Genomic DNA, 26294 nt, shown 5'->3' on the forward strand with positions numbered 1-26294 from the left:
TTTGTGTTTAAGAACAAGTGTATACAATGAGGTGCAATTCAGCCAGTTTTCGCAATCAAACGCTGGCTTTAATGATGAATTTTTCTTCGTTGGCAACGAGCTGCTCTTTCTGTTTCTTATTTAACTTCTTTATCGCAATTTCCGTTTTAAGCGCCTCACTTTTGCTTTGCTGTGTTTGGCTCCATACCAATTTTAGTGGACCTCGACCACGCAGTGCTTTTGACCCTTTGCCTGCTTCGTGCTGCTTGAATCGACGTTCTAGGTCATTGGTTATGCCACAATAGAGTTTATCTTCAGCCGTGCGAATTAAGTATACGAACCACTCAGCTGGGGTATCGATTTCAGACATAGACAAGTAATTTCATTACCAAAGCTATCCGATGACAAAAAGGCGGCCTAAGCCGCCTCACCGCTCACAATAAAGAATTTACCAATGCTTTTAGCTCGCCAAGCTCTTGCTTCAAAGCTTCGACTTCCGCTTCCAACGCCTCAATGCGCGCTTGACCAGCAGACGCTACTACACCAGTAACGCTGCCTGACGCTGCTTCCTGAGTAAGTTGTTCGATATCCACCTCACCGCTAAACAAATGCATATAACGCGATTCACGCTTACCTGCTTCACGTGGTAGTTTCACAACCAAGGCACCATTTTCACGAGATGCCATAGCTTCAAGAGTCGCTTCAACTTCTTTCACATCGGTGAATGAACAAAGTCGATTGGTTCTAGTCCGAATTTCACCAGGAGTCTGTGCACCACGAAGCAACATACAACATACAATGCCTTTCTCCTGTTCATTGAGCTTTAGATCACCAAACTCAGTATTGCAAAAGCGGTGTTGGAACTTAGACACGCGGCTGTTGAAGCTACTTTCATCACTCAGTAATCGACGGTTAATCAATGCAGTAGCTTCATCTTGTACGTCGGCATCGCTCAGGCTCATCACAGGATCGCGATTGCTTTTTTGGTTACACGCTGTCGTCAAACTATTCAACGTAAGTGGATATTGATCCGGAGTAGTGATTTCTTTTTCGATAAGGCAGCCAATGACGCGCGCCTCAACTGGGGACAGTTCGATGTTCATTATTGTATTCCTTTATAGTCCGCTACAGTGTCACAAAGCAAGCTCAATGCTCCGACAGAAACGGTACTTTTATGAGTTTACCATCTTGGTCGATCATGACGACTTTACTTCGATTGAGTTCGACTTCAACTACCTCTAGCTTACTACGCTCACATATGTACGCCCCTTTAAGCCTTTGTTTTGGTGATAGCTTATCGGTTGAGATGACAGTGTTGTTGTCGGATTCTAATGAAGTTTGAGATAACAGTGACATGAATTACTTTGCGTTAAAAACCTTGTTGTTTGAAATCATAGCGCTATTTCTTACTGTAACTCAATTGTTTCTTCTACTGAGTGGCGACAAACTAAGCAATAGCCAATGAGTATTGATCTAAGGTCTGTTATAGATGGGTTTGTTGTGTTTTAATCAAGACAGATACCCACACGAATTAGGAAAGGAAACATGAGTAGCGTATTTGAAATCGTTGCGCAAGCACGTCGCAAGAACAAACTAAAACGTGAACTGCTAGACAACGAGAAGAAGGTTCGTGACAACCGTAAGCGTGTCGACCTACTAGAAAACCTGATGGACTACATCAAGCCAGAAATGACGCACGATGAAATCGTCACTATCATCAAAAACATGAAAGCAGACTACGAAGACCGTGTTGATGACCATATCATCAAGAGCGCTGAGATTTCAAAAGCTCGTCGTGACATCAGCCGTCGTATCCGTGAGCTGACTGAAGAAGACAAGCAAATGGTTCAAGGTAAGAAATAATTTCTTGTTCCGAGCACTAAAGAGCCTGTTCGCAGGCTCTTTTTGATCGCCCACAACATCTATTGACAGTTTCAACAATTTTCCCTCTCAACTATCGACTCTCCCGCACTAAAACGTTTGCGTAATCGCTAACCTTCTCCGTATCCAAATTTGACGGTTTCATCACAGAATTTAGGCTGCTATAGTGTCTGCAAATCACGGTAACACCATTCGAGGCAAGGAGCTTCCTCGACATTCTCATGATGAGAAGAATAGGTACCAGCACCCCTGGCAATATTTGAGGAGGAAATTATGGACTTCAGTATGGTTGAATTACTTGGTTACGCAGCATCGATCATGGTCGCAATCTCACTAACAATGAAAGACATTGTTAAACTACGTGTACTTAACTTTGTAGGTTGTGCCCTATTTACCGCTTACGGTTTGGCAATCGACTCTATGCCAGTCGTCCTTACTAATGGTTTCATTGCATGCGTAAACGTCTACTTCTTGCTGCAAATGCAAAAAAAAAGTGGGACGAGCGCTGAATCTAACGCTTAGTCGACAGAATGCAAATAATGCCCCATTTAAGAAGCCTCGACTGTGTCGAGGCTTTCTTTATCAATCCAAACACTAGCCAAAGAAACGGCTGAACCAAGTGATTTCACCGAACGCAATGAGGTCATAAATGGTGAAAAATACCGCTGAAATGACGGCAAGTTTTAGAAGGCGAATCAAAATGAACATTGTTTTTCTCTATGTAGCTGTTTAGCACTCAGTGTATCTTCACCCCTAATAGATTGAAACCATCAATACCTCTTGTTATCCGCTAAACTCATGATATTGGTTCATACTATGGGTTAGGTTCTCATTCTTTCTAGGAGGCAGTGATGGAATATGTGGATGGTTTTGTAGCGGCGGTTCCAAAAGAAAACAAAGCGTTATATAGAGAGCATGTCCTGAAGATCGCCTCCGTTTTCAAGCAACACGGCGCGCTGTCTGTCATTGAATGTTGGGAAGATGATGTTACTGAAGGACAACTTACCTCTTTTCCTCAAGCAGTGATGAAACAAGACAATGAATGTGTCGTCTTCTCTTGGATTTCGTGGCCGTCAAAGGAAGTGCGAGATGCTGGAATGAAGGCAGTGTTTGATGATCCTATGATCCAACAAGAGATGGCCGCCATGCCCTTTGATACGAAGCGTTTAATTTATGGTGGATTCTCAGTCTTGGTCAACGAGTAGCCTATATACACTACTATCCTATCGCGATTACTTTCCAGTAGGTATCGTCGACTAAACGGCTAAGTAACCCGGTGTGATTAGTGCTAGACGGCAGTAGCCAACACGCTGCATCCTCAGCCGATAAGATCAATGGCATGCGATGATGAAACGTCTTATAGCTATCTGTTGGTTCAGTCGTTAATGTCACAACTTGGCCTGCATCAGGATAGCCCACAGCAGCCATGTATAAGGGTCGATCATTTTCGGATTGAAAAAGATACTTAGATTTGGTTCCGTTTGGCTCAGTTTTCCACTCATACCAACCCGAGCAAGGAACAATAGCTCGATGAGTAGAGTATGCATGTGAGAAAGTAGGTTTTGTTTGAACGGTTTCTGCTTGGGCATTAATGATAAGTTTATTGCTCCAAGTCGGTTTAATTCCCCAAGCCAACGGCAGTTGAAATAGCTGTTTGTCGTATCCTGCAACCACGCATTCAAGGGATTCAGACGGGAATGCCTCTTCCCTGGGTTGTGCAGAAAACACAATACCCAGCTGCTCTGAAACATAGTGGCTAAAAGGATCATCGATAATGTTAAGTCGGCCGCACATTCGTTAAATAAACTCCTCGTTCGGCTATATTATAACGTATTGCATGTGTTTACCCTTGACGCTTCAACCATTCCCCCATAGCTTTAGGACGGAACGCCTTTGCTTGCGCGTCTGGATAGGCCGAGAGGATGTTGTACTCGGCCAAACCCCAGACTTCCGGACTCAAAGCATACCACTGGGTATCAAGTAAACCAGCAGTGACCATGCACCGATCCATCCAACGACAACAAATGTATCAACCCAATCTTTGTTCCACATATTCCCTCCGATGAAATGTGGCGGTCACCCATTAGTAACAGACGACCTTTACGTAGATTGGTTCAAATAAAGCAAAAACTGTTCCTTATTTATGGAAGCAAGCCCGCGTTTTTCTGGGAAGAGAGGCGCACGCTATCCGGCTGTTCCGATAACATCTTGATAAAACAGTCAGCCATCGACCATGTGGTGACAATTCCACTATCAAGCATATTTTTTATCGCATCATAGCCTTCTTTGCCTTTCATGGTATAAGCGCTTGATGTTCCGGTATAAACGCGATTTTCATCCAATGCCTCTCCCGCAACCATTACATTAAAGACACGTTCTCCTTTTGGTAAAGTTGCGTCATATTGAAACTCAAGTTGCGAAGTGTAGGGATAACTACCAGAGCCCGTGCCCTGTACACCGTTGCTATATGCATTATCGAGCGCGCCTTCCAGTATTTTTGGAATGTCGATACCTTTAATTCGATACAAACCAATCGGCACAGCGAACGGCAACAATTTTCCTGCAACATCGGCAACCGACACCGCACCAACACCTAGTGAATTGCGAACGCCTCCCGCGTTGTGCATAGCAAAATCTACCTTATGCCCCAGACTCTGCATCGTATACAAAAATGAATGAGCGACTAAGGGAGCAAGTTGGCTTGGACCAAGTTCATCTGGCAGTCGAACATGACGTAACTCGGAATCTACATGGGCTATCGTCTGATTTTGTAATGCTCTTACTTGAGGCTGGTATTTTTCAGCCAGTATTGCTTTTACCTCAGGATCTTTTTTTACCACAACCACATAGTCATGAGCATGGATCTGTTGCTTAATTTGCTCAATATCGCTTGCAGAATGCTCGCCGTGAACATCCATAAATACGCGACGTCCAACCAACAGCTCATTTCGCCCTTCAAAACCCTTAACTTGACCGTTCGCTGCAAAGACGATTCGACAATGTCCAAGTGTCATCGAGTGATGCCCAGCTTGAACAACGTAAGTCCCTTTGATTCGAACACCATAATTTTCTTGAGACTTGATTCCTAACGAAGAAAAGTCACCCTGTAACACATGACTATGCCCACCAATTATGAGTCCGATGCCACTGACTTTTTCAGCAAGCGCTAGATCGGCTTCGTACCCCATATGACTCAACAGAATGACTTTATTGATACCTCGGTCGTGAATCGCATCTAGCGTTGCTTTTGCGGTAGCGACACAAGGCTCAAATGTGGTGTCGCAATCTGGGTTTGCGATATCAGCCATCTTATCGAGCGACAAGCCAAAGATTGCGACTCGCTCGTCACCGACCTGCTTTTCAATCCATTTCGCGGATTGTGTATGTTGGTCAAAATCCATCAATTTCGGATGAGATTTAAGCGGGTACTGTTTACGTAGTTCAGCGGAGACGTTCCAATTGCCAGCGAGAAGAGGAAAATCTATCTCACGCACAAATTTGCCAACCGGCTCGTTGCCCATATCAAGTTCGTGATTGCCAAGCGCCATTGCATCAATACCAAGCGCATTCAACATGACAGCGTTAGCCTCACCTTTAAATAGCGAGAAATACAAAGTGCCTTGAAAACAGTCTCCAGCATGTAAAAACAAAAAGTCATCGCTGGTGTGAGAGTTCTTTAGCTGCTTAACGCGAGCTGCGATACGTGCAAATCCACCAGCGCTAACATATGGCTGACATTGATACCCATTGTGGGCAATGCTTAACGCAAGTGACGTGGGGTCAAAGTAAGAGTGTGTATCATTGATGTGCGCTACTGTGAGCGAAAGAGGCTTATTGTTTTTTGTCATCGCATCTTCTCTTTTATCGTACTAGTGATGGTAGCGCGCTTTATGTGACATTCCAATGAATTTTATGAAATCACATACCGACATAACAGGTCTCTTTATGATGTTAATCACACTAATATTCAAGTTTGTTAGAGAAAGAAAAACCGCTAACCGGCTGAAATTACTTAGTCATTTATGAGTTTGATTACAGTTGCTTTGTAAAAAGCGACTTATAATTGAAGTAGATAGTATGAATTGGTTGGGAGAAATGGATGAAGCTAGAACGTATTGATGTTTCCGGCTTTCGCGGAATCAAACGCCTCTCCATTGCGCTGGATGATCTCACTACGCTCATTGGAGAGAACACCTGGGGCAAGTCTTCTTTGCTCGACGCGTTGAATGTGGCGCTTCCTGCCGACGGACGAATTTATCCATTCGAAATGAAAGACTTTCACGTTGATCACGCTGCGGCACATCCTCAAACACAACATCTACAGATTGTACTTTCTTTTGTTTCTACTGAACGTAACGAAACCTTGTCGGGACGCTACAGAAAACTCAAACCGATTTGGTTTCAAGACGAAGATGGCACAAATCGCTTCTATTACCGCATCAGTGCAACGCTTGATGGCTATGACATCACTCAGAAATACAATTTCCTAGACCCTGAAGGCGCTCCACTGATGCTGCATCATTCGGAAAAAATTGCACAAGAGCTCATGACGTTGCATCCGGTCATACGATTGCGCGACTCTCGCCGTTTGTACCAACAGGAAGGCTTAAACAATGGTAATCCCGTCGCTGCAAGCAGCATTAACGGCAATGGCAACGGAAATGGCTTGAACGCTCGTTCTGAAAAACGGATCAATAATACGGTTAGACGGTTAATGGCCATTCCTGGTCACGTCAATAAGGGGGAAATTAAAAGCAGTCTTACATCGATGAAAGCTCTAGTAGAGCATTACTTTTCATTCAAAAGTCATTCACGTAAGACGACCAAAGGACAACGCGACGGAGTGTTTTTCTCTCGCCCTAACAGTGAACAAAATCTTGCCCAGGTCATAGACGAAACCAAAAACCATCAAACACGACTCCTGTTACTTGGTTTGCTTAATGCCTACCTCCAAGCTAAAGGACCGAATGAACTACGCCGCTGTGCGCGTCCGATACTCATAATAGAGGATCCTGAAGGCCGCTTGCATCCTACTCATTTAGCTCGCGCTTGGAGCTTGTTGCAAATGTTGCCGATGCAAAAAATACTGACGACTAACAGTAGCGATTTACTGGGTGCCGTTCCTTTGCCATCTATCAGACGCTTAGTGAGGCAATCTGACAAAACCATCACCAAATCCTTGGCTACCAATAGTCTCACCAAAGATGAACTTCGTAGAGTCGGCTTTCATATTAGATTTCATCGTTCCCGAGCCCTATTTGCGCGTTGTTGGCTACTGGTTGAGGGTGAAACGGAAGTATGGCTGTTCAATGAACTTGCCAACCAATGTGGATATAACTTAGCAGCCGAGGGAGTACAAATCATTGAGTTTGCCCAATCAGGGCTAAGATCGCTCATCAAGGTAGCAAAAGCCTTTGGTATTGACTGGCATGTGGTTACCGATGGTGATGCAGCAGGTAAGAAATACGCGGCAACCGTACTTCATCAACTGGACGGCGAGCATCCACGTCATCACCTAACCGAGCTACCGGACAGAGATATTGAGCACTATCTCTACGTTCATGGATTTGAAATTTTCTTTAGGGATCTTATCAAAATCCCTCATGACCACCCTATCCCTCCTAAAAAAGTGGTGGCGCGAGTGCTCAAGAAGTTTGCTAAGCCTGACTTGGCGCTAGCTATCGTCGCAGAGTGCGAAGAGAAAGGTGTCGACAGTATTCCTGTTTTAATACGGTGGATCTTAAGAAGAGTTATCACAATGGCTAACGGCAACACTTAATCGGTGATGAGTTTAGAGCTAAGAAAAAGACCCTATCAGAAATTCTGATAGGGTCTTTTCAATAGAATACAGGCGTTAATCAATCATTCGCCAATGCCGTCTTAGTGTTGCTCGCCTTTGAATTACTGGTGTCCGAACCACTATTACTAAGCTGTTTGTGCAGCCAAAGGCCGCTCGCTTTCATTGCATAACCAAACAAGCCACCCAATACCAAAGATGGAACCACGAGTTGCCAAGCGCCATCAGCGGCAAATGTGGCACATGCACCTATAAAAGTGCCAGGGATATACTGAAGCCACGCTCGTTTAGCTTGAATACACATGAAAAATGACACCAAAGCGGTCATTACGTACCCAGCGATTTCCATATTGATCAGTGACGAGCCATGAATGATGACCATAGCCCAAACGACGCCCGACATATTAGTCAGTAAGCTTTGCGCAAGCCCCGTTACACCATCTTTTGGTGACGCAAAGTAACTGGTGCATCCAAGGAAACCAGCCCAGGACAACAGCCCCAATGACAAGGCTGCCCACCCCCAAATACCAGAAAGAATGCCTGTTGTAACAGAAATAGCGATTAACGGACTCATATCGTCGACCAATAATTGATTCAATTTCAATCTAAGGTAACGAATATAGACTCATATTTAAGCGATCAAAATCACAACAAAAGACATTGCGTACATTTCATTACATCAAAACAGTGATCAAAATCACTAAAACACTGATGGTTTGCCCTTCATCATTCTTAATCCCTCACGTTTAACACATTCCACAAGCGGGTTTTCCGTCATGTCAGCGCGCCAAATAAAGGACAGAGTTCGCTCCATTTCCAGCTCAGGTACATTTAATGCGACCAGTTGACCGGATTCTACAAATCGCTCGACATCCAAGTAAGGCAAACACGTTAAGTACTGACCATTGGCCACCATACTTCTCAGTACAGGCACGTGTTCATACTCTCGCCATACATCCAAATCGGCAATAAGATGATGAATTGAACTATCAAAGATCTTTCGCGTCCCTGAACCGTGCTCTCTCAATACCCAGCGCGCTTGCTCTAACTGAGCCAAACTGACACGCTCTCTGCGAGCAAACGGATGATGCGCTGAAGCAACGACGGTTAAGTGGTCTCTACACCAGATTTCTTGGTGAATGCGATTGTCATCGCAGCGCCCTTCGATGATGCCAAGGTCGTATTTATAATCTAAAACGCCTTCGATAACAGAATCTGTACTCTTTACCCCGAGCGAAATACGCATCTCTGGAAAATCGTTATCAATAACGCTGATAAGGTCTGGAACCAAATGTTCAGCTGGCGTTTGGCTGGCACCCAACTTTAACTCACCGCTCAACAAGTGTTGTTCATAAAAACCCATTTCGATTTGCTGAGCATCTTGCAACAAGCGCTTGGCTTTCGGTCTTAACCAAACACCCCAATGGGTTAATGCCATTTGCTTGCCTTGCCTTTCAAACAACGGCCTACCAAGCATTTTTTCTAGCTGTGCCAATGACATACTCGTTGCGGATTGTGTCAAAGCCAATTTGTCAGCAGCTTGACTCACGCTTCCCGTATCCGCTACGGCATCAAAAACGGCAAGTTGTTTTAATGAATATCGCATCCGTTTTCCTTTCACCACTTAAATCTTAAAACACTGTGTTTCATAGCAAATCCTGAACTGTTTCAATCAGTTTCTCTTATGTTGAGGTTTCAACGAAAAATTACTGTTGTTTTTTTCATCGATTAAGAATCTCAACACTCGCTAATCTCTCACCAAAAAACAGTACGTTATGGACTTTAGGCCTTATTCTACCTTGTGCAGACAAGTTATCAATATTTCTGATTTAGATTTTAAATATTATCAATTTTACCACTACCCACCAATGCCCTTAATCTAGATTCGAACACAGCACGGGGCTCTGTTCTCGCACTTTTATCTCAATCACTTTTGTTTCAATCAAGTAAGGGGACATGAAATGGGCGATTCACACACTAACGAGGTTAAGGAGTAAGGAATGGCATCGGCTAGCTCCGAAAACAATCTGCTCTTCTCGCCATTGGAAATGATGGCAGAAGCTGAAAAGTTCGCATTAAGTAAAGCTAAAAAAACCAGTGGAATGACAATGAGCTTAGCCATTATGGCAGGCGCCTTTATCGGCTTGGCATTTCTTTTCTACATCACGGTAACGACGGGAAGTGCAGATGCGGGATGGGGCTTAAGCAGGCTAGCAGGCGGTCTTGCATTCAGTATGGGGTTGATTCTCATCGTGATATGCGGTGGCGAATTGTTTACCAGCTCGGTGCTCTCGAGCATCTCTTGGGCAAATAAACAAATTAGCTTTAGCAAAATGCTTTCAATTTGGGGAAAGGTTTACGTTGGAAACTTCATTGGCGCAATGTTCTTGCTTTTGATTGTCTCTGCCGCAGGGCTTTACCAAATGGACAATGGTCAATGGGGACTCAACGCTCTGCATATTGCACAGCATAAATTGCATCACACATGGGTACAGGCTTTCGCTTTGGGCGTTCTATGTAACCTACTGGTGTGTTTAGCAATTTGGCTAACGTTTAGCAGCGCAAATGCGATGACCAAAGCCGCAATGACGGTTTTACCCGTCGCGATGTTTGTCAGCAGTGGCTTTGAACACTGTGTCGCAAACATGTTTATGGTCCCACTGGGCATTGTGATTCAAAACTTTGCAGGTGCTGAATTCTGGGCAGCAACGGGCACAACCCAAGCGCAGTTTAGCGACCTAACACCGATTCACTTTTTAACGAACAACCTTATACCAGTCACGCTAGGAAACATTATAGGTGGTTCGGTTTTGGTAGGACTTGCCAACTGGAGCATCTACCGCAGACCACAACTAAAAGCAGCAAACGTAACTGCAATTACACAAACCACTGAACTTACGTCAGTAAAGGAGACGCAAATGAACAACAACATCATCGTAAAAGACATCATGAACACTCAACCAGTAACACTAAGCGTAGAAATGCCAACAGCTGTTGCTCTAGATACACTTTTGGATCACAACCTAACAAGTGCACCAGTGACGGACATCGAAGGTCGTTTGGTTGGTTTCTTCTCTGTACACGATGTGATGGTTGATTTGTGGTGCCAAGACTACATCCCTGAGCAAGGTCAGAAAGTGGTCGACCTAATGAGCCGTGATGTTGTCGCTATCAATGCGTCAGAGAAGTTGGTCGACGTGGCTGAATTTCTTTGTATCGATAAAGAGCAGTTGTATCCAGTAAGTTCAATGGGCATCGCCACAAGCTTCACGACTCTTTCCCTAGAAGAACGTGCTAAAGCGATGAAAGTAAACAAACCACACGTGTTGCCTGTATTAGAAGATGGTGTCTTGGTTGGCGTTTTATCAAGAGCTGAAGTAATGAAAAGTGTCCGCCCTATCTACGGCGAGCGCTTGAATGTTGTTGAACGTGAGCTTGAATCTGCGTAATACAACACACCCTTTTTTGGCTAGGAAATAAGTCGTTTGGCCGAAAAAAGCCCCGGTGTAAAAACCGGGGCAACTTAGTTTTAAGCCATTTATATAGTTTTGACGCGTGACGTTATGTTGCGTTTAGTTCATATTCGCTGAGATAACCAATGACAATTACTTAAAACGGTAATGTACGCCAGCACCTGCAGATAGTTGAGATTTAGAGCGTTTGCCTGCTGTTTCGTAGTTTACTGTTGTCGATGCAGACCAGTTTTGAGAGAACTGATAAGCGCCACCAAGAGCTAGAGCTTGTTTAGAGCCTGCAGCACCAATACCGACTCCCATCGCAAATTCGCCAGCGTTTTGAACCATTGGGCGTGCGTTAGTTACAGCGTGAGAAGTTGCGACAACACCGTCCATACGGTCTTCTAGGTCTAGCATCTTGTCGCCCATCTTCTTCATTTCAGTTTCAAGGCCAGCAATCTTCTTGCTGTTTGAGTTAATCTTACCATCTAGCGTGTTATACGCAGTATCAGCCTGTTTACCAACTTCGTTATAGATGCTGTGCATGTCATCGATAGTTACTGGCGCTTTTGGATCTGGTAGTGGTGCAGGATCGTTGTTTTGCTTTTCTTCAACCTTAACCTTCACTTGACCTTCGCTGTGAGAATCAACTGAAATGTGAGTTTCTTTACCATTTTCGTCGAAGCCAATAATCTTAGCGCCGCCATCTTTAGTAGTAGTGATCTGACCTACTTGTTCACCAGTGCTGTTATTGAAAACTTGACCGTCATCATTAACAGTAAGATTGTTTTCATCTAGATGTTTACGAGTAGCATCTACTACGTCAGCAGCATCAAATACATCGTAATCAGGGTTTGGATTATCTTCGATAACTGTGTTGCGGCCCGGATCAACTGGAAGCTCTTTAGCTTCTGGACGCTTGCCATCGATGTGAGTAATGCTTCCATCTTTGTCTACACGAACTTCGTAAGAATGACGCTCACCATTTTTACCAGCAGGTTCGTTTTGATCAACGACAACGTACTCACCAGAACCATTGTTCTTGATTGTAGCAATGTGGTGGCCGCCTTTAGTGTAAAGGTCAGTATTACCATACTTACCTTCTACAGGTTTAACGTCATGGGAAGCTAAATACTTTTGCACATCTTCAATAGAACCAAATGAGTTAGTAGCAGCCAAGGCTGGCATAGCGAAAACAGAAGTAAGTGCAAGTGTGATAAATGTCTTTTTCATAAAATAGGTTTCTTCGTATCAATAAGGAAAATAGGAATTTGTTATCTGGCGACTCTCCTTTCGCCTTATTCAAACGCGCAGTCATCCATTGGAGATAACTACGTGTTTCCGCATGCACCCCATTACTGCCCGGTGCTTGCATCCGTCGTGCTCGCTTCGAACACGGAGCGCATCCTATTGATAAAAAAGTTTCGTGAGTAACCTATTGATGTTTAAATTACTTAGATAAGCGTTAGAAATGAAATTAGGGTCTGAAGTCAATTGGTTGAATTTAAGGAATAAAAAAAGCCCCAAGATTCTACTCGGGGCTTGATTGGAAGTGATTGTCGAAACTACTTCTGAACACCCTCTACATGCAGCTCCATGTCAACGTAGCTTGATGCGCCCATGACTGGGATTTTGAAGTCAGCCAATTCTAGGCGAGTAGTACCGTTGAAGCCTGCACGTTTTCCGCCCCAAGGGTCTTGACCGGCACCAATGAATTCCGCTTCAATAGTAATAGGCTGTGTTACACCATGTAGAGTAAGCTCACCCATTACATCTAGCTTGCCATCGCCATTGTCTTTTACGCTTGTGCTCTTAAATGTTGCTTCTTTGAATTTACCTGCATCGATAAAGTCAGAGCTACGAATGTGCTTGTCACGCTCTGCGTGGTTTGAATCAAGGCTTGTTGTATCAACGACAACGTTCACTGATGACGCTTCGACGTTTGCTGGGTCGTAGCTAAAATCACCAGAAAATGTGTTAAAACGGCCTTTGATAAAGCTATAACCTAAGTGGCTCACTTTGAAGTTGATTGAAGCGTGAGCACCTTTAGTGTCGATAGCGTAGTCTGCAGCGTTTGCACCTAGTGGCAATAGCATTGCCGCGGCCATTCCAGTAGCGATTAGTGTCTTTTTCATTTCGAAACTCCTAACATTTTCCGAAGAGTGTTGTCTTTGTTTATAAAGTGATGTTTCAACGCAGCTAGTGCATGACCAGCAGCGGCAAGTATGACGAACCAAGCAGCATAGAAATGCACTTCGCCCGCAATGTCTGATTGATTTGGGAATAGTTCACCCAAACCTGGCACGGTAAACCAATTAAAGACGTCTATACCGCGACCATCTGAGGTAGAAATGAGATAGCCACTCGCAAAAATGACAAACAAGGCAACGTACATAGCGATGTGGCCAACTTTCGCCCCCACTTTTTCAAACTGATTGCCTTCGACCTTTGGTGCTATGGTTATGTGTTTCCAAACCAATCTAAATACCGTCGCCATCGCAAGCAAAATACCCACCGAACGGTGCCAGTCCGGGGCTGTTTTGTACCACTGACTGTAATAAGTCAGGTCAACCATCCACAGACCTACAGCAAACATGCCTATCACCACGATAGCAGAGAGCCAATGTAATGCTCTTGCTACAGGGTTGTAGTTTTTTACTTCTTTTACCGCCATCGTTAATTCCATGATTCCGCGTGAATTACCTGTTATGTTAACAACTCATCAACCTATAGGACACAGTATTTACTTAAATTGACAGTTTAACGACAACACTCCATTGATGAAGTCATTCAATATTTTTGAACATGTTGAAGCTTCCTTATTCGATGCACACGCTGTGAAGTTATAAGTCATCCGGCATCTCAATTTCGTAAAGCTCATCTGCAATATCGGCAACACGTCGATCCAACACGCCCTTCGCATCTTCGAGTCCTTGGTTGTAAAAGGCGGGTCCAAGTTTTTTTATCAAAAAGTCCAACAGGAATTCGGCATCAAATTGTCCCAATTCAGCTTCCAACTCGCGCTCAAAGTAGTCTTGTAGCTCTGATACAATTGCCGCCCTTTTCTTAGTATCAAACATGCTTAGCCTCGTTTTTTGTTACAAATTTGATTACCAGTTTGGAGGATAACGTAATGATTTCAAACCTAAATGGTAAATTTACATAATGGATCACACACCAAACCTCTAGCACGCATCTCATTTTCAAACATTATTGTATCTCTTGGTTTCATTTCTGATACCCATAAACTACACTATGAGCGAACATATGGAGGAATCATGGATTACGGCTATCAAGAGCGCATAGTAGCGCTGCTCAAGGCAAACAAAATCACCAACCACGAACTTGCGGAAGCCATCGGCAAAGGAAAAGCCACCATTGGTCGATATCTAACAAAAGGCCCTACACGGACATACCCATCCATAGAAGATTTATCGCTAATCGCCTCCTACTTTAATGTGCAACCTCACTGGCTGTGCTTTGGCGTCGGCAATCAAAACACCGACCCGAGTGAACTCAACAAGGCTGCAAGCAGCAGTGCGACTATGTTGTCGGTATACAGCCGAGCAGAAGTAAGCGAACTCCTTGAGACAGGCACAGCAGCGAGTAAAGGCTCTATCCCCGTCCCTCCTGAATATAAAAACTGTTTTGCTGTGTTGTATCCAGTTGGCGGGGGCGTTTCCTACAAATGGGACTGTGTAGCGTTGGTAAATCGCGAGTTAGAGTGGATCAATGACGATATCGTTCTGGCTCGCTTACCGGGTAATCCACACCCAGACTTTTTTACTTTGGTTAAGGTCGGTACCACTATTCATGTCTGGTATGGTGACGACACGTCGAAGAACGCAATACATCAGGTTCAAGACGATGAAATTGAGATTTTAGGCGTAGTACGTTGGGGCACTTGGGAAAAACGGATTTAGGAAGCCAGTATGGCCTGAGTTCAAATCAGGTCATTCGTGCAAAGACAAGGAATGAGTCATGCTTCTCGACACAGTGGTACAGAGTTTTAAACGGTTCCAAACCGATTGTCAGGCGCTATGTCTTCAGCACTATCCTGCCGTACACAATGGCGGCTTAACGAGTCGCCACCTCTCTGCAGCTTTCGCTCGGCGACTTAAAGCAGACATAGAGCAGCATGCACTTGATGTGAGTATCGCTCCACTCGATGAAGAAGGTAATAGCCAGTTACGTTGCGCCTATCGCGTTTGTACACCTTATGGCACCATTTGGGTATTGGCGTATCACTTTGTAAACGGAAATCAAACCAGTCGCGAGCATGTCTTTTCTTTAGTTCAAGAATGGTTGGCGGAATATCAATACGCCGTCCAAAAGCGCGATCTTTTGGTCGTACTCGCCGATCACTGGCTGAGCCGGTGCCATCAGAGTCGCTCGTTGATTAACTGGTGGAGTGATGAGCTCCCTGAAGACGACAGCCATTACTTAAAACAAGGTGTCAAACTGCTCGGTTCTGACACATCTATGAGCCAAGAACTATCTCAGCGCTGTCAACTGTATCCAAGTTACCTGACCTACCTGCATCCGTTAACCAAACCTTGCTCCGGTGAGCGGGTGATGAAATACGTCCAGCTTTACGCTGTAGCAACACTCTAACTCGCCTGCTCTGCGAGTTATCCACCAACTTTACCTTCGCTCCATTTGTCATTAAAGCTTCATCAAAACTTTTCATAGTGGTTTTACCCATTTGCTCGCTACAAAGATCGTGAAAAGTTTAAAACGCTATCAATACGAAAAGTATGCCGTACTTTGCAATCTCGCTTACCCAAGAGTGTTTAAGCAAACACGATATGGTTTTGACCCTAATGGGCAACGCATAGTGGCAAATCGCTATGGTAAAACTGTGGTACGAATATTGTGGAGTAAAGACAAAGAAGAAGCCGTCATCGTAATAAAAGGCTCGCATAGCCTGACCGATTGGCTGCTCACATTTGCTATGTGGCAACGCCATTGCAAAGCATTTGGCTTGAATTATCGAATCCACGCTGGTTTTCATTACATACTCAACCAAGAGAGCCAACCCACTCATAAAAAAGATCGCCTTGGCATTAGCTTGTTCGAACGAACCATTGAAATTGCTTCGGCGCTCATTGAAAGTGGTAAACGCGTGACTATCACCGGTCATTCTTCTGGTGGCGCTATCGGCTGTGTCATTGCTGATGCACTGGAACAAAAATACCCAAAATCAATAAAGCGGATCGTTACATTTGGTCAACCAGCTATAGGTAACCATAGCTTTAAAAGGCGTTTTCGGCTCGCTCACAAAACCTATCGAGTCTGCTGTGACTTGGATGTGGTAACCTTCTTACCTCCACTCCCTTTGCTGTATTGGCATGTGGGCAAGGTATTATGGCTCTACAACGGTCGAATCTATGAAAACACTCCTACTCTAGTTCGTCTCGGTCGCTCTTTAGTATCATGGATTATTCGACCATTTTCTTATCACTTAATGAGCAAATATATTCGCAATAAAGACTTCTTTGATGAAAGGTAAAGTGAGAGCGAGTTCAAACTTTCGGTATAAAGCCGACTGTAACTTAGTGAAATTTCAATTACCCTCATTTTCTAAGCAAACTTGATCTAACTCACTCATCGCACCGATAAAAACTGTAACCATCTAATTTATCAATCTTTATGTCCCAATTTTGAATAATAAACTGTACAGATAATCGCCAGAGGTTAGATTTACTAGAAATTTAAGTGATACCGGTCGAGACTTCTATTCACTGAACAGATTTGACTTGTTTGGCAACCATGACAAGATGTGGAACATAATTAATCGTTTTGTTAGACCATGCTTTTAACCGAAAAACACCAGTTCAACCAATGTATCCGTATCGACGATACCGGCTGTTGCATTGCTCAGTACAAAGACCTGACGCTGAAAAGTGTGTTTCAACCTATTTTTAACGCAGACAATGCCATTATTGGCATGGAAGCACTGATCAGGTTGGTGGATCTCAATGGTGATCCCATCCCACCTAATCTTTATTTTCAAAACGATCAGATTACCCTGGCAGATCAGCTCAACGTAGATAGATTGAGCCGCGCTATCCATCTTCGAAACTTCAGCATGTCGCAATATCGAGAGCGTCTGATATTCCTTAACTTCTTACCAATTTCTAGCGAACGTCTTGCTGCGGAAGGGATACGTTCTTCGTTATTGATGTCACGTCTAAAAGCATTGCAGCTTGATAGCCGGCGTGTGGTAGTTGAACTCGTAGAGCTCACAGCATTTAGCCCTAAATCTCTAGCTTCTGCTGCAAAACACTTAAATGAAGAAGACTTTTTAATTGCCATTGACGACTTTGGCTGCAAAGAATCCAGCCCAGAACGCGTTGCTCAAGTTAAGCCCAATATCTTAAAGCTCGACAGGCAATTGCTGGTTGATTATATGGGTGGCAACCCTCAGTCACTGCTGAGCGGGATTAAACTGGCAAAAGCGTGTAACGCGAAAACCGTGATTGAAGGCGTTGAGACCGCAGCGCAGCTTGAGGCCATGAAAGCGCTTGATATAGATTTTTACCAAGGGTATCACCTCGCGATGCCGCAAACGCTCTACCCCCGTCTTAAATTAGTCAGCTAGAAACGTTTACCCAACATGAAGGTAAAACCTTCGCGAGTTTTGCCACTTTGAGCCATTAATGACGCTTCCCAATTGTCAGTGAACTCTTTTTGCATACCCACCATGGTCGACCAGCGACTTGACGTTTGCGTCGCGCTAAAGCGGATATCACCCAGCTGACCTTTAAGCTGGCGCTGATAGTCTTGATATTGACCTCCCACCACAATGCGCCAGCCACTGTCACCAATATTGAACCCGATCAGCGGCGTCACCACCAACGCATCTAGACTAACCCCAACACCCGATACCGACGTTGACACGTATTGAGCATCAATGGTTGTGAAGAACTGTTTATGACCATAGGCCAGTGTTGTGCCAACCGCTGTAATAGTTGAAGACGTTGCCATACCGTTTACTTCAAGGCGGGCTAAATTACCATTTGAAAAATCGCTAACGCCAATGGAAATATCCGAAGAGGTCACCGCTTTTCCTATCATGGCGTTAAAGCCCCAAAATGGCAGTATCCAGACGTCACCACGTAAGGCAACAATGCTCGTGGTATTCGTTGTATTGCTGCTACCATCGGGGAGAATGTCATCAACAGGTTCGCCATCGATTTTAAAATCCCCCAATTGCATCAAATCTTCTTGCTGATGGGTAAACAGTGACAAGCCAACTGGTTTTGGCAGTTTAATACCCATATCCCTAACCCTGTCACCAAAGAAAGGCAAAGTACGACCGTAATCTTCGTCCTTAACACCCGTATCATCATTCGATATAACCGGTGACACGTAACTTACAGAGAGCAAGAGAATATAAAAGGGAACTAGGGCTCGTTTCATTGGATTGGAATTCTATTTAAAACAGGGAGCGCGATACTATCAGGGAGTCACGAACAAAAATAATTCTGATTTTGTATGCAAACAACCTTGAAAATCACTGATTTAAATACAACTTAATCAGTTCAAGGAGAGAGTTTATGGAATCATCATCAAGTTATTTCTCGCGAGCACTACAAGGATGCATTGCGATGTTGCCGCTGAGTTTAGCGGTTGTACCGTGGGGATTTTTGGCAGGCTCATTTGCTATCGACTCCGGGTTAACGCCTATGGAAGGACAAGCGATGAGCGCGATTTTATTTGCTGGTGCCGCGCAGCTTGTCGCGATGGGAATGATAAAATCCGGTGCCACACTGCTCACTATGGTCGTTACCATCTTTTTTATCACATCACGCCATTTTCTTTATAGTTTGTCGATGCGTAACCACATTGTCGGTCTGCCGATTCGCTGGCGTTTAGCTCTTGGATTTCTGCTTACCGATGAACTATTTGCCCTCTGCGGTCACCATAAACCAGAAAAGTTTGATCGCTGGTACGCGCTCGGTGCAGGTCTTTCCTTCTATATTATTTGGAACATCGCAACTCTGGTTGGCATCGTCATTGGTGCGCAGATCCCTAACTTACAGCAGTACGGGCTTGAGTTTGCGGTAGCCGCGACATTTATTGCTATTGTCGTACCAAACATCACGACACTGCCGATTTTTCTCGCTGCTGCTTCTGCCCTAATCTGTTCAGTTATCTTCGCAGCAATGGGCATCGAACTTGGGCTGGTGATATCGAGTATTGTCGGTATGACGGTTGGGTATTTAAGTGAGGAGAAGCTAAAACGATGACTTACTTAATCATTGTGGTGCTGACAGCCATCGTATTTTTGAGCCGCTATTTGTTTCTAGAACCCAAAGTTCCGCTTCGTATTAGTAGCAGCGCGCAGCGATTTTTAGCCTACGCTAGCCCAGCAGTTTTAACAGCGATTTGGGGACCAATTGTATTTTTGCCTCACGGTGAGCTGGCATTGGAAGATAACCTGCCTTATCTACTCGCCGCGACCTTTGCCATTGTCTTAGCTCGGATTATTAAAGACGTATTAATCACGACCATAGTTAGCATCTTAGTGTTTCTCGTCTTAAACTTGTGGGTATTCAACCACTAATCGCTGAGATGTTATGGAAAACTCATCGCCTAACAGAAGCATCACTTTAATGACGTGGCTTGGCTATCTTGGTCTTATCCCATTTGGTCTTTGCATCGCTACATTCACCCCAGAGGCTACCTTTGTGGGTGCGAACACGAGAATGTTATTCCTTTCTTACAGCGCCATCATTTTGAGTTTTCTATGTGGCATATTGTGGTCGCATGCGCTGACTCACTCTTCGCATAAACTGTCGTTTCCCATTCTCACGCTCAGTAACCTGATTTGTTTAATGGCGTGGCTGGTGATTGTCATCACTCCTGAGCAGTTTCGATTAGGCATAGTCGTCGCGCTTGCTGGCTACGTTTGTGTCTGGTTAGTTGAGAGAATCAAGCTCAATGCGCTAGGGAATGAGTTTCCAAAGGCTTATCAACGACTAAGAAGCCATCTCACCGTTGGGGTTGCGGTAGCGCATATCATTGCTTTCGCCGGCGCTATTTAAGCTTGTCTTTTTGCTTGGCTTTTCGAAGAGCACGGTTCGAGCGACCTGCCTCAGGTTTAGACGGAACATCACGTCGCTCGTGAATGAGGTGGCGTATAGACAAGATTGGATGCGGCAATAACATCCTGGGACCTGCGTAACGCATCACCGCCTTCATCTGCTGTTTTTGCTCCGGCTTATAGCAATGGATTGGACATTTATTACACGTTGGCTTACTTTCTCCATAAGGGCAGCGATCAAGTTTTATTTCTGCGTAAGTGAGTAACGCTTTACAGCTATCACATAGCGCCTTGGAGCCATGCTGCTGTTTGCAATAAATTTCCATCATAGCTTTGACGGTTTTAAACTCGGTTTCTAACGCACCAACTAAAATGTCACTGGCTTTTTTCATAGCAACCTTTTCCGCGAGAGAGCCTAAGCTAACGCGCACCAATTAAAAACGGTTCTTCTATCGCAACAAACTCATTTGCCGCTTCAATTAAGTGATTCGCAGTCAAACTCGCGACTCCAACAACCGTAACCCGAGAGCCGAAGCGTTGCTGAATGCGATCCACTAAAACTTCAAAGTCCCCATCACCGGAAAGTAAAATAACATTTTCGACATCACGTGCCACTTCAAACACATCGAGCGCAATTCCAACATCCCAATCCCCTTTGGCACTGCCGTCAGAACGTTGGATAAAGGGTTTCAACTGAACATCAAAACCGATCCCACGCAAAATATGGTGAAACTGTCTCTGTTTTGGATCGTGGGAAGCAATGGCATAGGCTTTGGCTGATTCAATATTAAATCGTTCACTGGCCCAAGCCCAAAATGCGTTGTAGTCAAAGCGTGCACCAAACGCTTGCCTGGTGGTGTAGTAGACATTTTGTACGTCCACAAAAATAGCTGCTGAATTCATAGTATTGCTTGTCCTTTTATGATGTTGGCAGTGTAACAAAAATATTGTCCGCAAGTGGAACTTAGTGAGACGAATCTCAGTAGCTAAACTTAACGTATAACCTTTTGGTTGTTTGCTTGGAGGCAATTATGAAAGGCATAGGTATCGTAGCCCTTGCGGCACTGTTTAGCGCCACAGCGTGTGGCTACCCAGAATACGCTAAAAAACACGGTAGTGATGTTGACACTCACGGTAGTTACCACAATGACCAGCAAGACGCCGAGTATCATAGTGGCGGCTACTACCAAGGACTATCACACCGTAGCGTTATGTATTTTGCACCCAGCAAGGATGTGCTTGTCGATGAGTTCCTGTTGGGGACACTCATCAATGAATGCGCTCTCGATGAACGAGATGTTGTGACCATGGTGATCACCAAAGACGGCTTTTCATCACCTAGCTGGGTAAAAGACACGTTTGATTACAGCAAGCTGGTTAAAATGTACGACATTCGAGAGGGTGACCATACTGCCGTTTTGATTGGCAAAGATGGGACAGAGAAATTGCGTTGGGGGCCAACCACCAATTGGATTCAAATCAAAAAAACGATTGATGAAATGCCAATGCGAAGAGCAGAAATGGCTCGAGCAGCAAGCCGCTGCTCGATATAGCAAAATCTATTGAATCTAGAGATCGCTATGGAGTCTCTTTTTGAGCGAGATGACTGCTCACTAAGCTCGCAACCATAATGGCAAGGTAAAAACTACCCGTAATCGACTCTAAGAACACGAAGAAACGCGGGATGGCTAGAGCCGGGGAAATATCACCATAACCGACTGTAGTTAGTGTGATAAAACTAAAGTAAATAACATCGAACAGGTTATCTAGCCAAGGTTTCGCCTCCAACCCGTTAAAGGGTTCAACGAACAGTTCGAGTTGGATCAAATAAATGAATGAGAAAGAGAGACCGAACAACAGATAAACGCATATTGAGCCAACAATCTGATTGAGTGTCACTTGCTTCGGCATGATGACCTGTCTGAGCGCTGAAAAAGTCTGAGCTAATACGAAAAACAGTAATGCAAACAAGGTTACCAACGAAAGGTCATAGTCCTCGAACAATGAAAACACGCCAGATGTTACTGCTACTGTGATCATCACTGCATACCAAGATCGGTAAAATGTCTGCTTTCTATGTACACCAACAATCGAAGTACTCATGCAAAGAATAATCAAAGCCAGTACATAGTCTTGAGCATCATCTTTAAACTGATGCACCACAGCGCTCAAAAAAAACAGCACCAATAATGACCCAAGTAAAAAGAAAAAGTTATCGTCTTTACTCATCAATTTCATGAAATAGTTATCTCCTGACTCTAGAGCATTTCTTTGGCGATTAAATGCAGCAGATACGTTTCTCGCTCAATACTCATGCCTTTCTTATCGCTCTCTGAGATAGTTTTCTCGTTGAAAGCAATGGCTTCATGAATATTAACCCAGATTGGCTTCATACCATTTTTGACTTCATAGTCTTCATAAGCGGTCTCGCCAAGCTCTCGATCCACTTTGCAAGAGTAGCAAAATGAAATCATGTGCATCACATCCGCATCGTCTTTGTACCAAGGACGAAACTCTTCATAGATACCAAATGGTTTAATCCCGTGGATATTTTGAGCGCCCGTCTCTTCTTCTAACTCGCGAACCAAACCTGCAATAACATCCTCGCCCTCATCAATGCCGCCTCCCGGTAGGGAGTAATCATGATAACGCTCGGTGTAGAGAAGCAGAATATCTTCACCATCAACGACAATTGCACGAGTCGCGTTTCTTTTTACTATGCCCTTGTTATCAAGATGGTCGATATCTGGATGAATGGCTGTAGTGAGTTGTCTCATAGTCTTGCTCTGAGTTAGTCTATTTTTCGTGAAGTTTACCACAAAAATATCAAGTTACAGTTCAATCTCAGTTTCTCATCAAATGAGATGAGACAATCATTTACCAGAATGTTAACATCCTCACCTCGCCTAAAGGGATGTTAGGCAATAATAGTCATAACACCTAAAATATCCCAATTATTATGAAACCAAGCATTTTTTTCTTCGTGGCCGCTTTGTCTACCGCTGATGTTGCTCTCGCAGACGCAACTGATACCACGGTAACTGAAGCGGATCTCCTCAAACAAGCAGTACGCTACGATCAGACACTTACCGAACAGCAGCTCAATGCATCGTACCAAGACCCAATGAACGCCCTTGGCTATCGTTCGATTTCAACGAACAGTAGTTTTGAAGAGTTGAGGCAAGACGATACGCTTACTCAAATCGATTTCAACGAGTCACCCTACCGAGTCTCCCTTTTCAACCCTCAAAATGGCGAAGACAGTGAAAGACTGTGGTCTCAAACTAAATCCATTTTTGGTTACGGCGTAGGTGTTGCTGGTGTGCTAGCTTTGATGCCTGAATCGATCACCAACTGGGAAAAAGACGACATCAAACTGATGAACAAGTGGTGGGATAACGTGCGATCTGGGCCGGTTTGGGATCGTGATGACCACTTGATCAACTATGTTGGACACCCTTACTTTGGCGGCGTTTACTATCAGGCAGCTCGTAAATCGGGTTATCGTCAGTGGGATGCATTTATGTACTCAACATTGATGTCGACTTTCTACTGGGAATACGGCATAGAGGCATTCGCTGAGGTACCGTCGATTCAAGACCTAGTAGTTACACCGACGCTTGGTTGGGTTTATGGTGAATGGGCCTTTAATAAAGAAAAAGAGATACGTTTAAGAGGCGGCACGGTAATGGGCTCTGATGCGCTTGGCTCAACCGCCCTATTCTTCCTTGACCCGGTCGACAGTTTAGGTCGCGGCGTAAATAACGTGGCAGGCAAAGAAATTATAAAAGCGGGAACGGGTTTTGTTGGTGTGCATTCAAATGTTCTGCGTAATGGTGATATCGAAACCAAATATCAAATGCAGGTACAGTACGCGTTTGGTGCTGGTGAAACCGCAGATAGCCTAAAGCGCCGTCAGAAAAAAAGCTACCAGCAACATACCGACGACCCTGTCACTTACGGTATTGTTGGTGTGAGCGCAGGCTTCGCCTATCCGCAACTTGATAAAGAGCGCAATCTGAAAAATGATTTTGCACCCGCCTTCACGTTAGGTTTGTACTTTACCAACCAGCTCTCGGCACGACTTGGTTATATGCAAGGTAACTATGAGTCCACAACAGACAACCAGAAGCATATTTATGAAAACTACAGCTTTGATGTGCAGTATTACCTATTCGAAAACTACGCATTTAAGCCTTACTTCAATGCAGGCGTTGGAGAAGCGATGCTCAACAAAGATCGTGATACTAAGAAACTGCAGTGGAATATTGGTACTGGTGTCCATTACACACTCAATGCCAACTGGGCGCTTCAAGCCGATTGGAAGTACAACTATCACCGCAATTCAGGCGCTCGCGATAGTCTATGGGGAACACGGTTAATTTATCGCTTTGGTGAAGGCAACAAATACATTTAACAGCTTTAAATCAAGCGTTTGTAGGAATTCTGGGAACAAGTGGGCATTCACAAGGATTATTTGGTGAATTTATCGATAATTTGACCAAATCAAAACACTTTTTGTTAGAAATCTCCTACACTTAACCAAAAGCCTAACTTCCAACTAGGAGATATAATGAAAAAAGTACAATGGATGATTGGCGCTGTAGCAGTGGGCATTCTAGCAGGCTGTGCCAGTGAACCGGATAAGTATGATGTGGATGAAATTACTGTAGAGAGTGATCCTGCTTATGTCTATTGTGTTGAACAAGGCCACAAGCTACAGCGTGTAACTGAAAACGGAAAGCGCGTTCCTTACTGTGTGTTATCGGAAGAAGAACGTTACACAGTTTGGGATTTTTACGAAAAGCGTAACCAGCAAGATAACTAATACGTATAACAACAGAAAGTACACGTAATAAAAGAAAGTACTCGTGATAATAGAAAGGCCAGCTCATCAACGAGCTGGCCTTTTTACTATTTATTCAAGTGCTATTTACTCAAGTGCTATTTACTTGGCTTGTTTTTACAATGCTCGATCGCTGTTGCCATAAGCTCGAGTGCAGACGTTTCACATGCTGGCAATGCCGCATCGCTTGTCTCAACAGGCGTTACACGCTCACCCCACTTAATGTGGCCGGCACCCCATGTTAGACCTGCACCAAATGCTGCCAATAGCAGATCATCATTCGGCTTAATCTTACCTTGCTCTAGTGCTTCACAAAGTGCAATTGGCACAGTCGCCGCAGAGGTATTGCCGTAGTTCTGAATATTTACGAACGCTTTTTCTTGGTCAATGCCAGACAAATCACACAGTGTTTGAATGATGCGGATGTTCGCTTGGTGCGGAATCACAACATCGATGTCGTCTTTTGTCAGGTTAGAACGAGATAGAACGGTGTTCGCCGCCGCTCCCATGCCTTTTACTGCACGCTTAAAGATCTCTTTACCAATAAAGTCAAATTCAAAGTAACCGTTATCTGCTGCAAAGCGCTCCATAGACGTACCGAACTTAGGCACGGCCAGAATATCACGGCCTTTTGCATCACAGCCGATTTGCGCATCTTGCAAGCCGACTTGTTGCTCCGTTCTTGTTAGAACTGCTGCGCCTGCACCATCACCAAATAATACTGCTGTATCACGTTCAGTCCAATCAATGAAGAAAGAAAGACGCTCTGCACCGATAACAATAGCGTTACGGTAGTTGCCTGACTGAATCAGTTTGGTTGCGGTTTCTAGGCCATAAACAAAGCCTGTACATGCAGCATTAAGGTCAAAAGCCGCGGCTGCTGGCACACCTAAGTTCTGTTGAACGCGCGATGCAGTGTTTGGAATCAACGAGTCAGGTGAACACGTTGCAACAATAATCAGATCAACCTCATCAGCCGTGATACCTGCACACGCCATTGCGTGTTTCGCTGCTACTGTCGCCATATCAGATGTGTTGACATGGCTAATACGGCGATTTTCAATACCGGTACGAGTGCGAATCCACTCGTCTGACGTTTCCATTACTGTGCTGAGGTCATGGTTTGAGAGAATTGCTGGTGGAAGGCACTTACCCCACCCAGTAATTTCGGCGTAAAAAGTTGTCATTGTGTACCTATTTTCTTATAGTTTTCGCCAATCAAGATAAACAAGCCATATCAATCGCTAACTTATGATAATGAGAGATAATTTCTTGCTTATCTTG

General features: G+C 44.3%; 33 protein-coding genes. 15 read left to right on the forward strand and 18 right to left on the reverse strand.

All coding sequences use genetic code 11. From position 1 onward, the window contains the following. Nucleotides 1-55 precede the first annotated feature (55 nt). The 3 genes from L4C42_RS12795 to L4C42_RS12805 form a co-directional block, all read right to left on the reverse strand. Nucleotides 56-349 carry a GIY-YIG nuclease family protein gene (locus L4C42_RS12795; protein ID WP_353500205.1) on the reverse strand — a complete coding sequence of 98 codons (294 nt, stop codon included), beginning with the start codon at nt 347-349 and terminating at the stop codon, nt 56-58. A gap of 64 nt (nt 350-413) precedes the next feature. Then, complete coding sequence (locus L4C42_RS12800; protein ID WP_429760742.1) at nt 414-1082, reverse strand: YceH family protein; 669 nt, start codon at nt 1080-1082, stop codon at nt 414-416. Between the two features lie 43 nt (nt 1083-1125). Continuing rightward, nucleotides 1126-1335 (reverse strand): hypothetical protein, encoded by a 210-nt coding sequence (locus tag L4C42_RS12805; RefSeq protein ID WP_429760744.1) that lies wholly within the window; start codon nt 1333-1335, stop codon nt 1126-1128. Nucleotides 1336-1524: 189 nt separating this feature from the next. Between L4C42_RS12805 and L4C42_RS12810 the strand changes: the two genes are divergently transcribed. The 3 genes from L4C42_RS12810 to L4C42_RS12820 all read left to right on the forward strand — a co-directional run bounded on the left by L4C42_RS12810 (nt 1525) and on the right by L4C42_RS12820 (nt 3065). After that, nucleotides 1525-1842 (forward strand): DUF496 family protein, encoded by a 318-nt coding sequence (locus L4C42_RS12810; RefSeq protein WP_006072802.1) that lies wholly within the window; start codon nt 1525-1527, stop codon nt 1840-1842. A gap of 291 nt (nt 1843-2133) precedes the next feature. Further along, nucleotides 2134-2382 carry a YgjV family protein gene (locus L4C42_RS12815; RefSeq protein ID WP_353499353.1) on the forward strand — a complete coding sequence of 83 codons (249 nt, stop codon included), beginning with the start codon at nt 2134-2136 and terminating at the stop codon, nt 2380-2382. A 329-nt stretch (nt 2383-2711) separates the two neighbouring features. Further along, nucleotides 2712-3065: a DUF1428 domain-containing protein gene (locus L4C42_RS12820; RefSeq protein ID WP_418642949.1), complete on the forward strand. Its 354-nt coding sequence runs from the start codon at nt 2712-2714 to the stop codon at nt 3063-3065. Nucleotides 3066-3078: 13 nt separating this feature from the next. Here the strand turns inward: L4C42_RS12820 and L4C42_RS12825 are convergent, their stop codons facing one another. The 3 genes from L4C42_RS12825 to L4C42_RS12835 all read right to left on the reverse strand — a co-directional run bounded on the left by L4C42_RS12825 (nt 3079) and on the right by L4C42_RS12835 (nt 5708). Further along, nucleotides 3079-3654: an SOS response-associated peptidase gene (locus tag L4C42_RS12825; RefSeq protein ID WP_353499355.1), complete on the reverse strand. Its 576-nt coding sequence runs from the start codon at nt 3652-3654 to the stop codon at nt 3079-3081. Nucleotides 3655-3703: 49 nt separating this feature from the next. Next, a complete protein-coding gene (locus tag L4C42_RS12830; RefSeq protein WP_418642947.1) occupies nt 3704-3871 on the reverse strand; it encodes a hypothetical protein in 168 nt (55 codons plus the stop codon). Between the two features lie 130 nt (nt 3872-4001). Continuing rightward, nucleotides 4002-5708: a bifunctional metallophosphatase/5'-nucleotidase gene (locus L4C42_RS12835; protein ID WP_418642946.1), complete on the reverse strand. Its 1707-nt coding sequence runs from the start codon at nt 5706-5708 to the stop codon at nt 4002-4004. Between the two features lie 251 nt (nt 5709-5959). Between L4C42_RS12835 and L4C42_RS12840 the strand changes: the two genes are divergently transcribed. Beyond that, on the forward strand, nt 5960-7639 hold the full coding sequence (locus L4C42_RS12840; RefSeq protein WP_353499358.1) for a DUF2813 domain-containing protein: 1680 nt from the start codon (nt 5960-5962) through the stop codon (nt 7637-7639). A 79-nt stretch (nt 7640-7718) separates the two neighbouring features. On the opposite strand, the gene L4C42_RS12845 is transcribed toward L4C42_RS12840, so the two are convergent. Together L4C42_RS12845 and L4C42_RS12850 are read right to left on the reverse strand one after the other, a co-directional pair. Next, nucleotides 7719-8231 (reverse strand): DUF1097 domain-containing protein, encoded by a 513-nt coding sequence (locus tag L4C42_RS12845; RefSeq protein ID WP_353499359.1) that lies wholly within the window; start codon nt 8229-8231, stop codon nt 7719-7721. A gap of 126 nt (nt 8232-8357) precedes the next feature. After that, nucleotides 8358-9263 (reverse strand): LysR substrate-binding domain-containing protein, encoded by a 906-nt coding sequence (locus tag L4C42_RS12850; protein WP_353499360.1) that lies wholly within the window; start codon nt 9261-9263, stop codon nt 8358-8360. A 394-nt stretch (nt 9264-9657) separates the two neighbouring features. Here L4C42_RS12850 and focA point away from each other — a divergent pair, with 394 nt between their 5' ends. After that, nucleotides 9658-11106 carry a formate transporter FocA gene (gene focA / locus L4C42_RS12855; RefSeq protein WP_353499361.1) on the forward strand — a complete coding sequence of 483 codons (1449 nt, stop codon included), beginning with the start codon at nt 9658-9660 and terminating at the stop codon, nt 11104-11106. A gap of 156 nt (nt 11107-11262) precedes the next feature. Here the strand turns inward: focA and L4C42_RS12860 are convergent, their stop codons facing one another. The 4 genes from L4C42_RS12860 to L4C42_RS12875 form a co-directional block, all read right to left on the reverse strand. Continuing rightward, complete coding sequence (locus L4C42_RS12860) at nt 11263-12345, reverse strand: YadA C-terminal domain-containing protein (RefSeq protein ID WP_429760749.1); 1083 nt, start codon at nt 12343-12345, stop codon at nt 11263-11265. A 332-nt stretch (nt 12346-12677) separates the two neighbouring features. Next, nucleotides 12678-13247, reverse strand: a complete 570-nt coding sequence (locus tag L4C42_RS12865; protein WP_418642943.1) for a YceI family protein — start codon at nt 13245-13247, stop codon at nt 12678-12680. Further along, nucleotides 13244-13786 carry a cytochrome b gene (locus tag L4C42_RS12870; RefSeq protein WP_353499364.1) on the reverse strand — a complete coding sequence of 181 codons (543 nt, stop codon included), beginning with the start codon at nt 13784-13786 and terminating at the stop codon, nt 13244-13246. Before L4C42_RS12870 ends, L4C42_RS12865 begins: the two co-directional genes overlap by 4 nt. 169 nt (nt 13787-13955) lie before the next feature. After that, nucleotides 13956-14192 carry a DUF2164 domain-containing protein gene (locus L4C42_RS12875; RefSeq protein WP_353499365.1) on the reverse strand — a complete coding sequence of 79 codons (237 nt, stop codon included), beginning with the start codon at nt 14190-14192 and terminating at the stop codon, nt 13956-13958. A gap of 198 nt (nt 14193-14390) precedes the next feature. Here L4C42_RS12875 and L4C42_RS12880 point away from each other — a divergent pair, with 198 nt between their 5' ends. The 4 genes from L4C42_RS12880 to L4C42_RS12895 all read left to right on the forward strand — a co-directional run bounded on the left by L4C42_RS12880 (nt 14391) and on the right by L4C42_RS12895 (nt 17716). Further along, the gene (locus tag L4C42_RS12880) at nt 14391-15035 is read left to right on the forward strand and encodes a helix-turn-helix domain-containing protein (protein ID WP_353499366.1); all 645 of its coding nucleotides are present in this window, start codon (nt 14391-14393) and stop codon (nt 15033-15035) included. Nucleotides 15036-15093: 58 nt separating this feature from the next. Then, nucleotides 15094-15726, forward strand: a complete 633-nt coding sequence (locus L4C42_RS12885; protein ID WP_353499367.1) for a hypothetical protein — start codon at nt 15094-15096, stop codon at nt 15724-15726. 109 nt (nt 15727-15835) lie between these two features. Further along, on the forward strand, nt 15836-16624 hold the full coding sequence (locus tag L4C42_RS12890) for a lipase family protein (protein WP_353499368.1): 789 nt from the start codon (nt 15836-15838) through the stop codon (nt 16622-16624). 300 nt (nt 16625-16924) lie between these two features. Further along, entirely contained in the window at nt 16925-17716 is a 792-nt protein-coding gene (locus L4C42_RS12895; RefSeq protein ID WP_429760753.1) for an EAL domain-containing protein, read from the forward strand. On the opposite strand, the gene L4C42_RS12900 is transcribed toward L4C42_RS12895, so the two are convergent. After that, nucleotides 17713-18537, reverse strand: a complete 825-nt coding sequence (locus tag L4C42_RS12900) for a hypothetical protein (protein ID WP_353499370.1) — start codon at nt 18535-18537, stop codon at nt 17713-17715. The genes L4C42_RS12895 and L4C42_RS12900 overlap by 4 nt on opposite strands. 137 nt (nt 18538-18674) lie before the next feature. Here L4C42_RS12900 and L4C42_RS12905 point away from each other — a divergent pair, with 137 nt between their 5' ends. The 3 genes from L4C42_RS12905 to L4C42_RS12915 are packed head-to-tail and all read left to right on the forward strand — an operon-like array spanning nt 18675 to nt 20165. Then, nucleotides 18675-19367, forward strand: coding sequence for an AzlC family ABC transporter permease (locus L4C42_RS12905; RefSeq protein ID WP_353499371.1), 693 nt, complete (start codon nt 18675-18677; stop codon nt 19365-19367). Next, nucleotides 19364-19684 carry an AzlD domain-containing protein gene (locus tag L4C42_RS12910; protein ID WP_353499373.1) on the forward strand — a complete coding sequence of 107 codons (321 nt, stop codon included), beginning with the start codon at nt 19364-19366 and terminating at the stop codon, nt 19682-19684. The genes L4C42_RS12905 and L4C42_RS12910 overlap by 4 nt, the downstream gene beginning before the upstream one ends. A 13-nt stretch (nt 19685-19697) precedes the next feature. Then, the gene (locus L4C42_RS12915) at nt 19698-20165 is read left to right on the forward strand and encodes a DUF3429 domain-containing protein (RefSeq protein ID WP_353499374.1); all 468 of its coding nucleotides are present in this window, start codon (nt 19698-19700) and stop codon (nt 20163-20165) included. On the opposite strand, the gene L4C42_RS12920 is transcribed toward L4C42_RS12915, so the two are convergent. Both L4C42_RS12920 and L4C42_RS12925 read right to left on the reverse strand, forming a co-directional pair. Further along, nucleotides 20158-20556 (reverse strand): nitrous oxide-stimulated promoter family protein, encoded by a 399-nt coding sequence (locus L4C42_RS12920; RefSeq protein ID WP_429760756.1) that lies wholly within the window; start codon nt 20554-20556, stop codon nt 20158-20160. The genes L4C42_RS12915 and L4C42_RS12920 overlap by 8 nt on opposite strands. A gap of 28 nt (nt 20557-20584) precedes the next feature. Continuing rightward, entirely contained in the window at nt 20585-21067 is a 483-nt protein-coding gene (locus tag L4C42_RS12925) for a LabA-like NYN domain-containing protein (RefSeq protein ID WP_353499376.1), read from the reverse strand. A gap of 128 nt (nt 21068-21195) precedes the next feature. On the opposite strand from L4C42_RS12925, the gene L4C42_RS12930 reads away from it, so the two are divergent. Beyond that, nucleotides 21196-21717 carry a DUF4174 domain-containing protein gene (locus tag L4C42_RS12930; protein WP_418642941.1) on the forward strand — a complete coding sequence of 174 codons (522 nt, stop codon included), beginning with the start codon at nt 21196-21198 and terminating at the stop codon, nt 21715-21717. 25 nt (nt 21718-21742) lie between these two features. On the opposite strand, the gene L4C42_RS12935 is transcribed toward L4C42_RS12930, so the two are convergent. Both L4C42_RS12935 and L4C42_RS12940 read right to left on the reverse strand, forming a co-directional pair. Beyond that, the gene (locus L4C42_RS12935; RefSeq protein WP_353499378.1) at nt 21743-22402 is read right to left on the reverse strand and encodes a potassium channel family protein; all 660 of its coding nucleotides are present in this window, start codon (nt 22400-22402) and stop codon (nt 21743-21745) included. A gap of 20 nt (nt 22403-22422) precedes the next feature. Next, nucleotides 22423-22941 carry an NUDIX hydrolase gene (locus L4C42_RS12940; protein WP_353499379.1) on the reverse strand — a complete coding sequence of 173 codons (519 nt, stop codon included), beginning with the start codon at nt 22939-22941 and terminating at the stop codon, nt 22423-22425. 182 nt (nt 22942-23123) lie between these two features. Here L4C42_RS12940 and L4C42_RS12945 point away from each other — a divergent pair, with 182 nt between their 5' ends. Then, nucleotides 23124-24581, forward strand: a complete 1458-nt coding sequence (locus L4C42_RS12945; protein ID WP_429760759.1) for a DUF3943 domain-containing protein — start codon at nt 23124-23126, stop codon at nt 24579-24581. Between the two features lie 156 nt (nt 24582-24737). Continuing rightward, a complete protein-coding gene (locus L4C42_RS12950; protein ID WP_353499381.1) occupies nt 24738-24992 on the forward strand; it encodes a putative hemolysin in 255 nt (84 codons plus the stop codon). Between the two features lie 116 nt (nt 24993-25108). Here the strand turns inward: L4C42_RS12950 and L4C42_RS12955 are convergent, their stop codons facing one another. Further along, nucleotides 25109-26197: a ketoacyl-ACP synthase III gene (locus tag L4C42_RS12955; protein ID WP_353499382.1), complete on the reverse strand. Its 1089-nt coding sequence runs from the start codon at nt 26195-26197 to the stop codon at nt 25109-25111. Between the last annotated feature and the right edge of the window lie 97 nt (nt 26198-26294).

The organism is Vibrio wakamikoensis (assembly GCF_050337275.1).
GTDB classification, from domain to species: Bacteria; Pseudomonadota; Gammaproteobacteria; order Enterobacterales; family Vibrionaceae; genus Vibrio; species Vibrio chaetopteri.

Bases quoted from the DNA above. Each gene is read 5' to 3' on its own strand.
- L4C42_RS12885 (WP_353499367.1), top strand. From the start codon at position 15,094: ATGCTTCTCGACACAGTGGTACAGAGTTTTAAACGGTTCCAAACCGAT.
- L4C42_RS12900 (WP_353499370.1), bottom strand. From the start codon at position 18,537: ATGAAACGAGCCCTAGTTCCCTTTTATATTCTCTTGCTCTCTGTAAGT.
- L4C42_RS12800 (WP_429760742.1), bottom strand. From the start codon at position 1,082: ATGAACATCGAACTGTCCCCAGTTGAGGCGCGCGTCATTGGCTGCCTT.
- L4C42_RS12935 (WP_353499378.1), bottom strand. From the start codon at position 22,402: ATGAAATTGATGAGTAAAGACGATAACTTTTTCTTTTTACTTGGGTCA.
- focA (WP_353499361.1), top strand. From the start codon at position 9,658: ATGGCATCGGCTAGCTCCGAAAACAATCTGCTCTTCTCGCCATTGGAA.
- L4C42_RS12825 (WP_353499355.1), bottom strand. From the start codon at position 3,654: ATGTGCGGCCGACTTAACATTATCGATGATCCTTTTAGCCACTATGTT.
- L4C42_RS12925 (WP_353499376.1), bottom strand. From the start codon at position 21,067: ATGAATTCAGCAGCTATTTTTGTGGACGTACAAAATGTCTACTACACC.
- L4C42_RS12940 (WP_353499379.1), bottom strand. From the start codon at position 22,941: ATGAGACAACTCACTACAGCCATTCATCCAGATATCGACCATCTTGAT.
- L4C42_RS12950 (WP_353499381.1), top strand. From the start codon at position 24,738: ATGAAAAAAGTACAATGGATGATTGGCGCTGTAGCAGTGGGCATTCTA.
- L4C42_RS12920 (WP_429760756.1), bottom strand. From the start codon at position 20,556: ATGAAAAAAGCCAGTGACATTTTAGTTGGTGCGTTAGAAACCGAGTTT.
- L4C42_RS12815 (WP_353499353.1), top strand. From the start codon at position 2,134: ATGGACTTCAGTATGGTTGAATTACTTGGTTACGCAGCATCGATCATG.
- L4C42_RS12910 (WP_353499373.1), top strand. From the start codon at position 19,364: ATGACTTACTTAATCATTGTGGTGCTGACAGCCATCGTATTTTTGAGC.
- L4C42_RS12795 (WP_353500205.1), bottom strand. From the start codon at position 349: ATGTCTGAAATCGATACCCCAGCTGAGTGGTTCGTATACTTAATTCGC.
- L4C42_RS12820 (WP_418642949.1), top strand. From the start codon at position 2,712: ATGGAATATGTGGATGGTTTTGTAGCGGCGGTTCCAAAAGAAAACAAA.
- L4C42_RS12955 (WP_353499382.1), bottom strand. From the start codon at position 26,197: ATGACAACTTTTTACGCCGAAATTACTGGGTGGGGTAAGTGCCTTCCA.
- L4C42_RS12860 (WP_429760749.1), bottom strand. From the start codon at position 12,345: ATGAAAAAGACATTTATCACACTTGCACTTACTTCTGTTTTCGCTATG.
- L4C42_RS12850 (WP_353499360.1), bottom strand. From the start codon at position 9,263: ATGCGATATTCATTAAAACAACTTGCCGTTTTTGATGCCGTAGCGGAT.
- L4C42_RS12830 (WP_418642947.1), bottom strand. From the start codon at position 3,871: ATGGATCGGTGCATGGTCACTGCTGGTTTACTTGATACCCAGTGGTAT.
- L4C42_RS12875 (WP_353499365.1), bottom strand. From the start codon at position 14,192: ATGTTTGATACTAAGAAAAGGGCGGCAATTGTATCAGAGCTACAAGAC.
- L4C42_RS12930 (WP_418642941.1), top strand. From the start codon at position 21,196: ATGAAAGGCATAGGTATCGTAGCCCTTGCGGCACTGTTTAGCGCCACA.
- L4C42_RS12880 (WP_353499366.1), top strand. From the start codon at position 14,391: ATGGATTACGGCTATCAAGAGCGCATAGTAGCGCTGCTCAAGGCAAAC.
- L4C42_RS12835 (WP_418642946.1), bottom strand. From the start codon at position 5,708: ATGACAAAAAACAATAAGCCTCTTTCGCTCACAGTAGCGCACATCAAT.
- L4C42_RS12945 (WP_429760759.1), top strand. From the start codon at position 23,124: ATGAAACCAAGCATTTTTTTCTTCGTGGCCGCTTTGTCTACCGCTGAT.
- L4C42_RS12915 (WP_353499374.1), top strand. From the start codon at position 19,698: ATGGAAAACTCATCGCCTAACAGAAGCATCACTTTAATGACGTGGCTT.
- L4C42_RS12895 (WP_429760753.1), top strand. From the start codon at position 16,925: ATGCTTTTAACCGAAAAACACCAGTTCAACCAATGTATCCGTATCGAC.
- L4C42_RS12870 (WP_353499364.1), bottom strand. From the start codon at position 13,786: ATGGCGGTAAAAGAAGTAAAAAACTACAACCCTGTAGCAAGAGCATTA.
- L4C42_RS12805 (WP_429760744.1), bottom strand. From the start codon at position 1,335: ATGTCACTGTTATCTCAAACTTCATTAGAATCCGACAACAACACTGTC.
- L4C42_RS12845 (WP_353499359.1), bottom strand. From the start codon at position 8,231: ATGAGTCCGTTAATCGCTATTTCTGTTACAACAGGCATTCTTTCTGGT.
- L4C42_RS12840 (WP_353499358.1), top strand. From the start codon at position 5,960: ATGAAGCTAGAACGTATTGATGTTTCCGGCTTTCGCGGAATCAAACGC.
- L4C42_RS12865 (WP_418642943.1), bottom strand. From the start codon at position 13,247: ATGAAAAAGACACTAATCGCTACTGGAATGGCCGCGGCAATGCTATTG.
- L4C42_RS12905 (WP_353499371.1), top strand. From the start codon at position 18,675: ATGGAATCATCATCAAGTTATTTCTCGCGAGCACTACAAGGATGCATT.
- L4C42_RS12810 (WP_006072802.1), top strand. From the start codon at position 1,525: ATGAGTAGCGTATTTGAAATCGTTGCGCAAGCACGTCGCAAGAACAAA.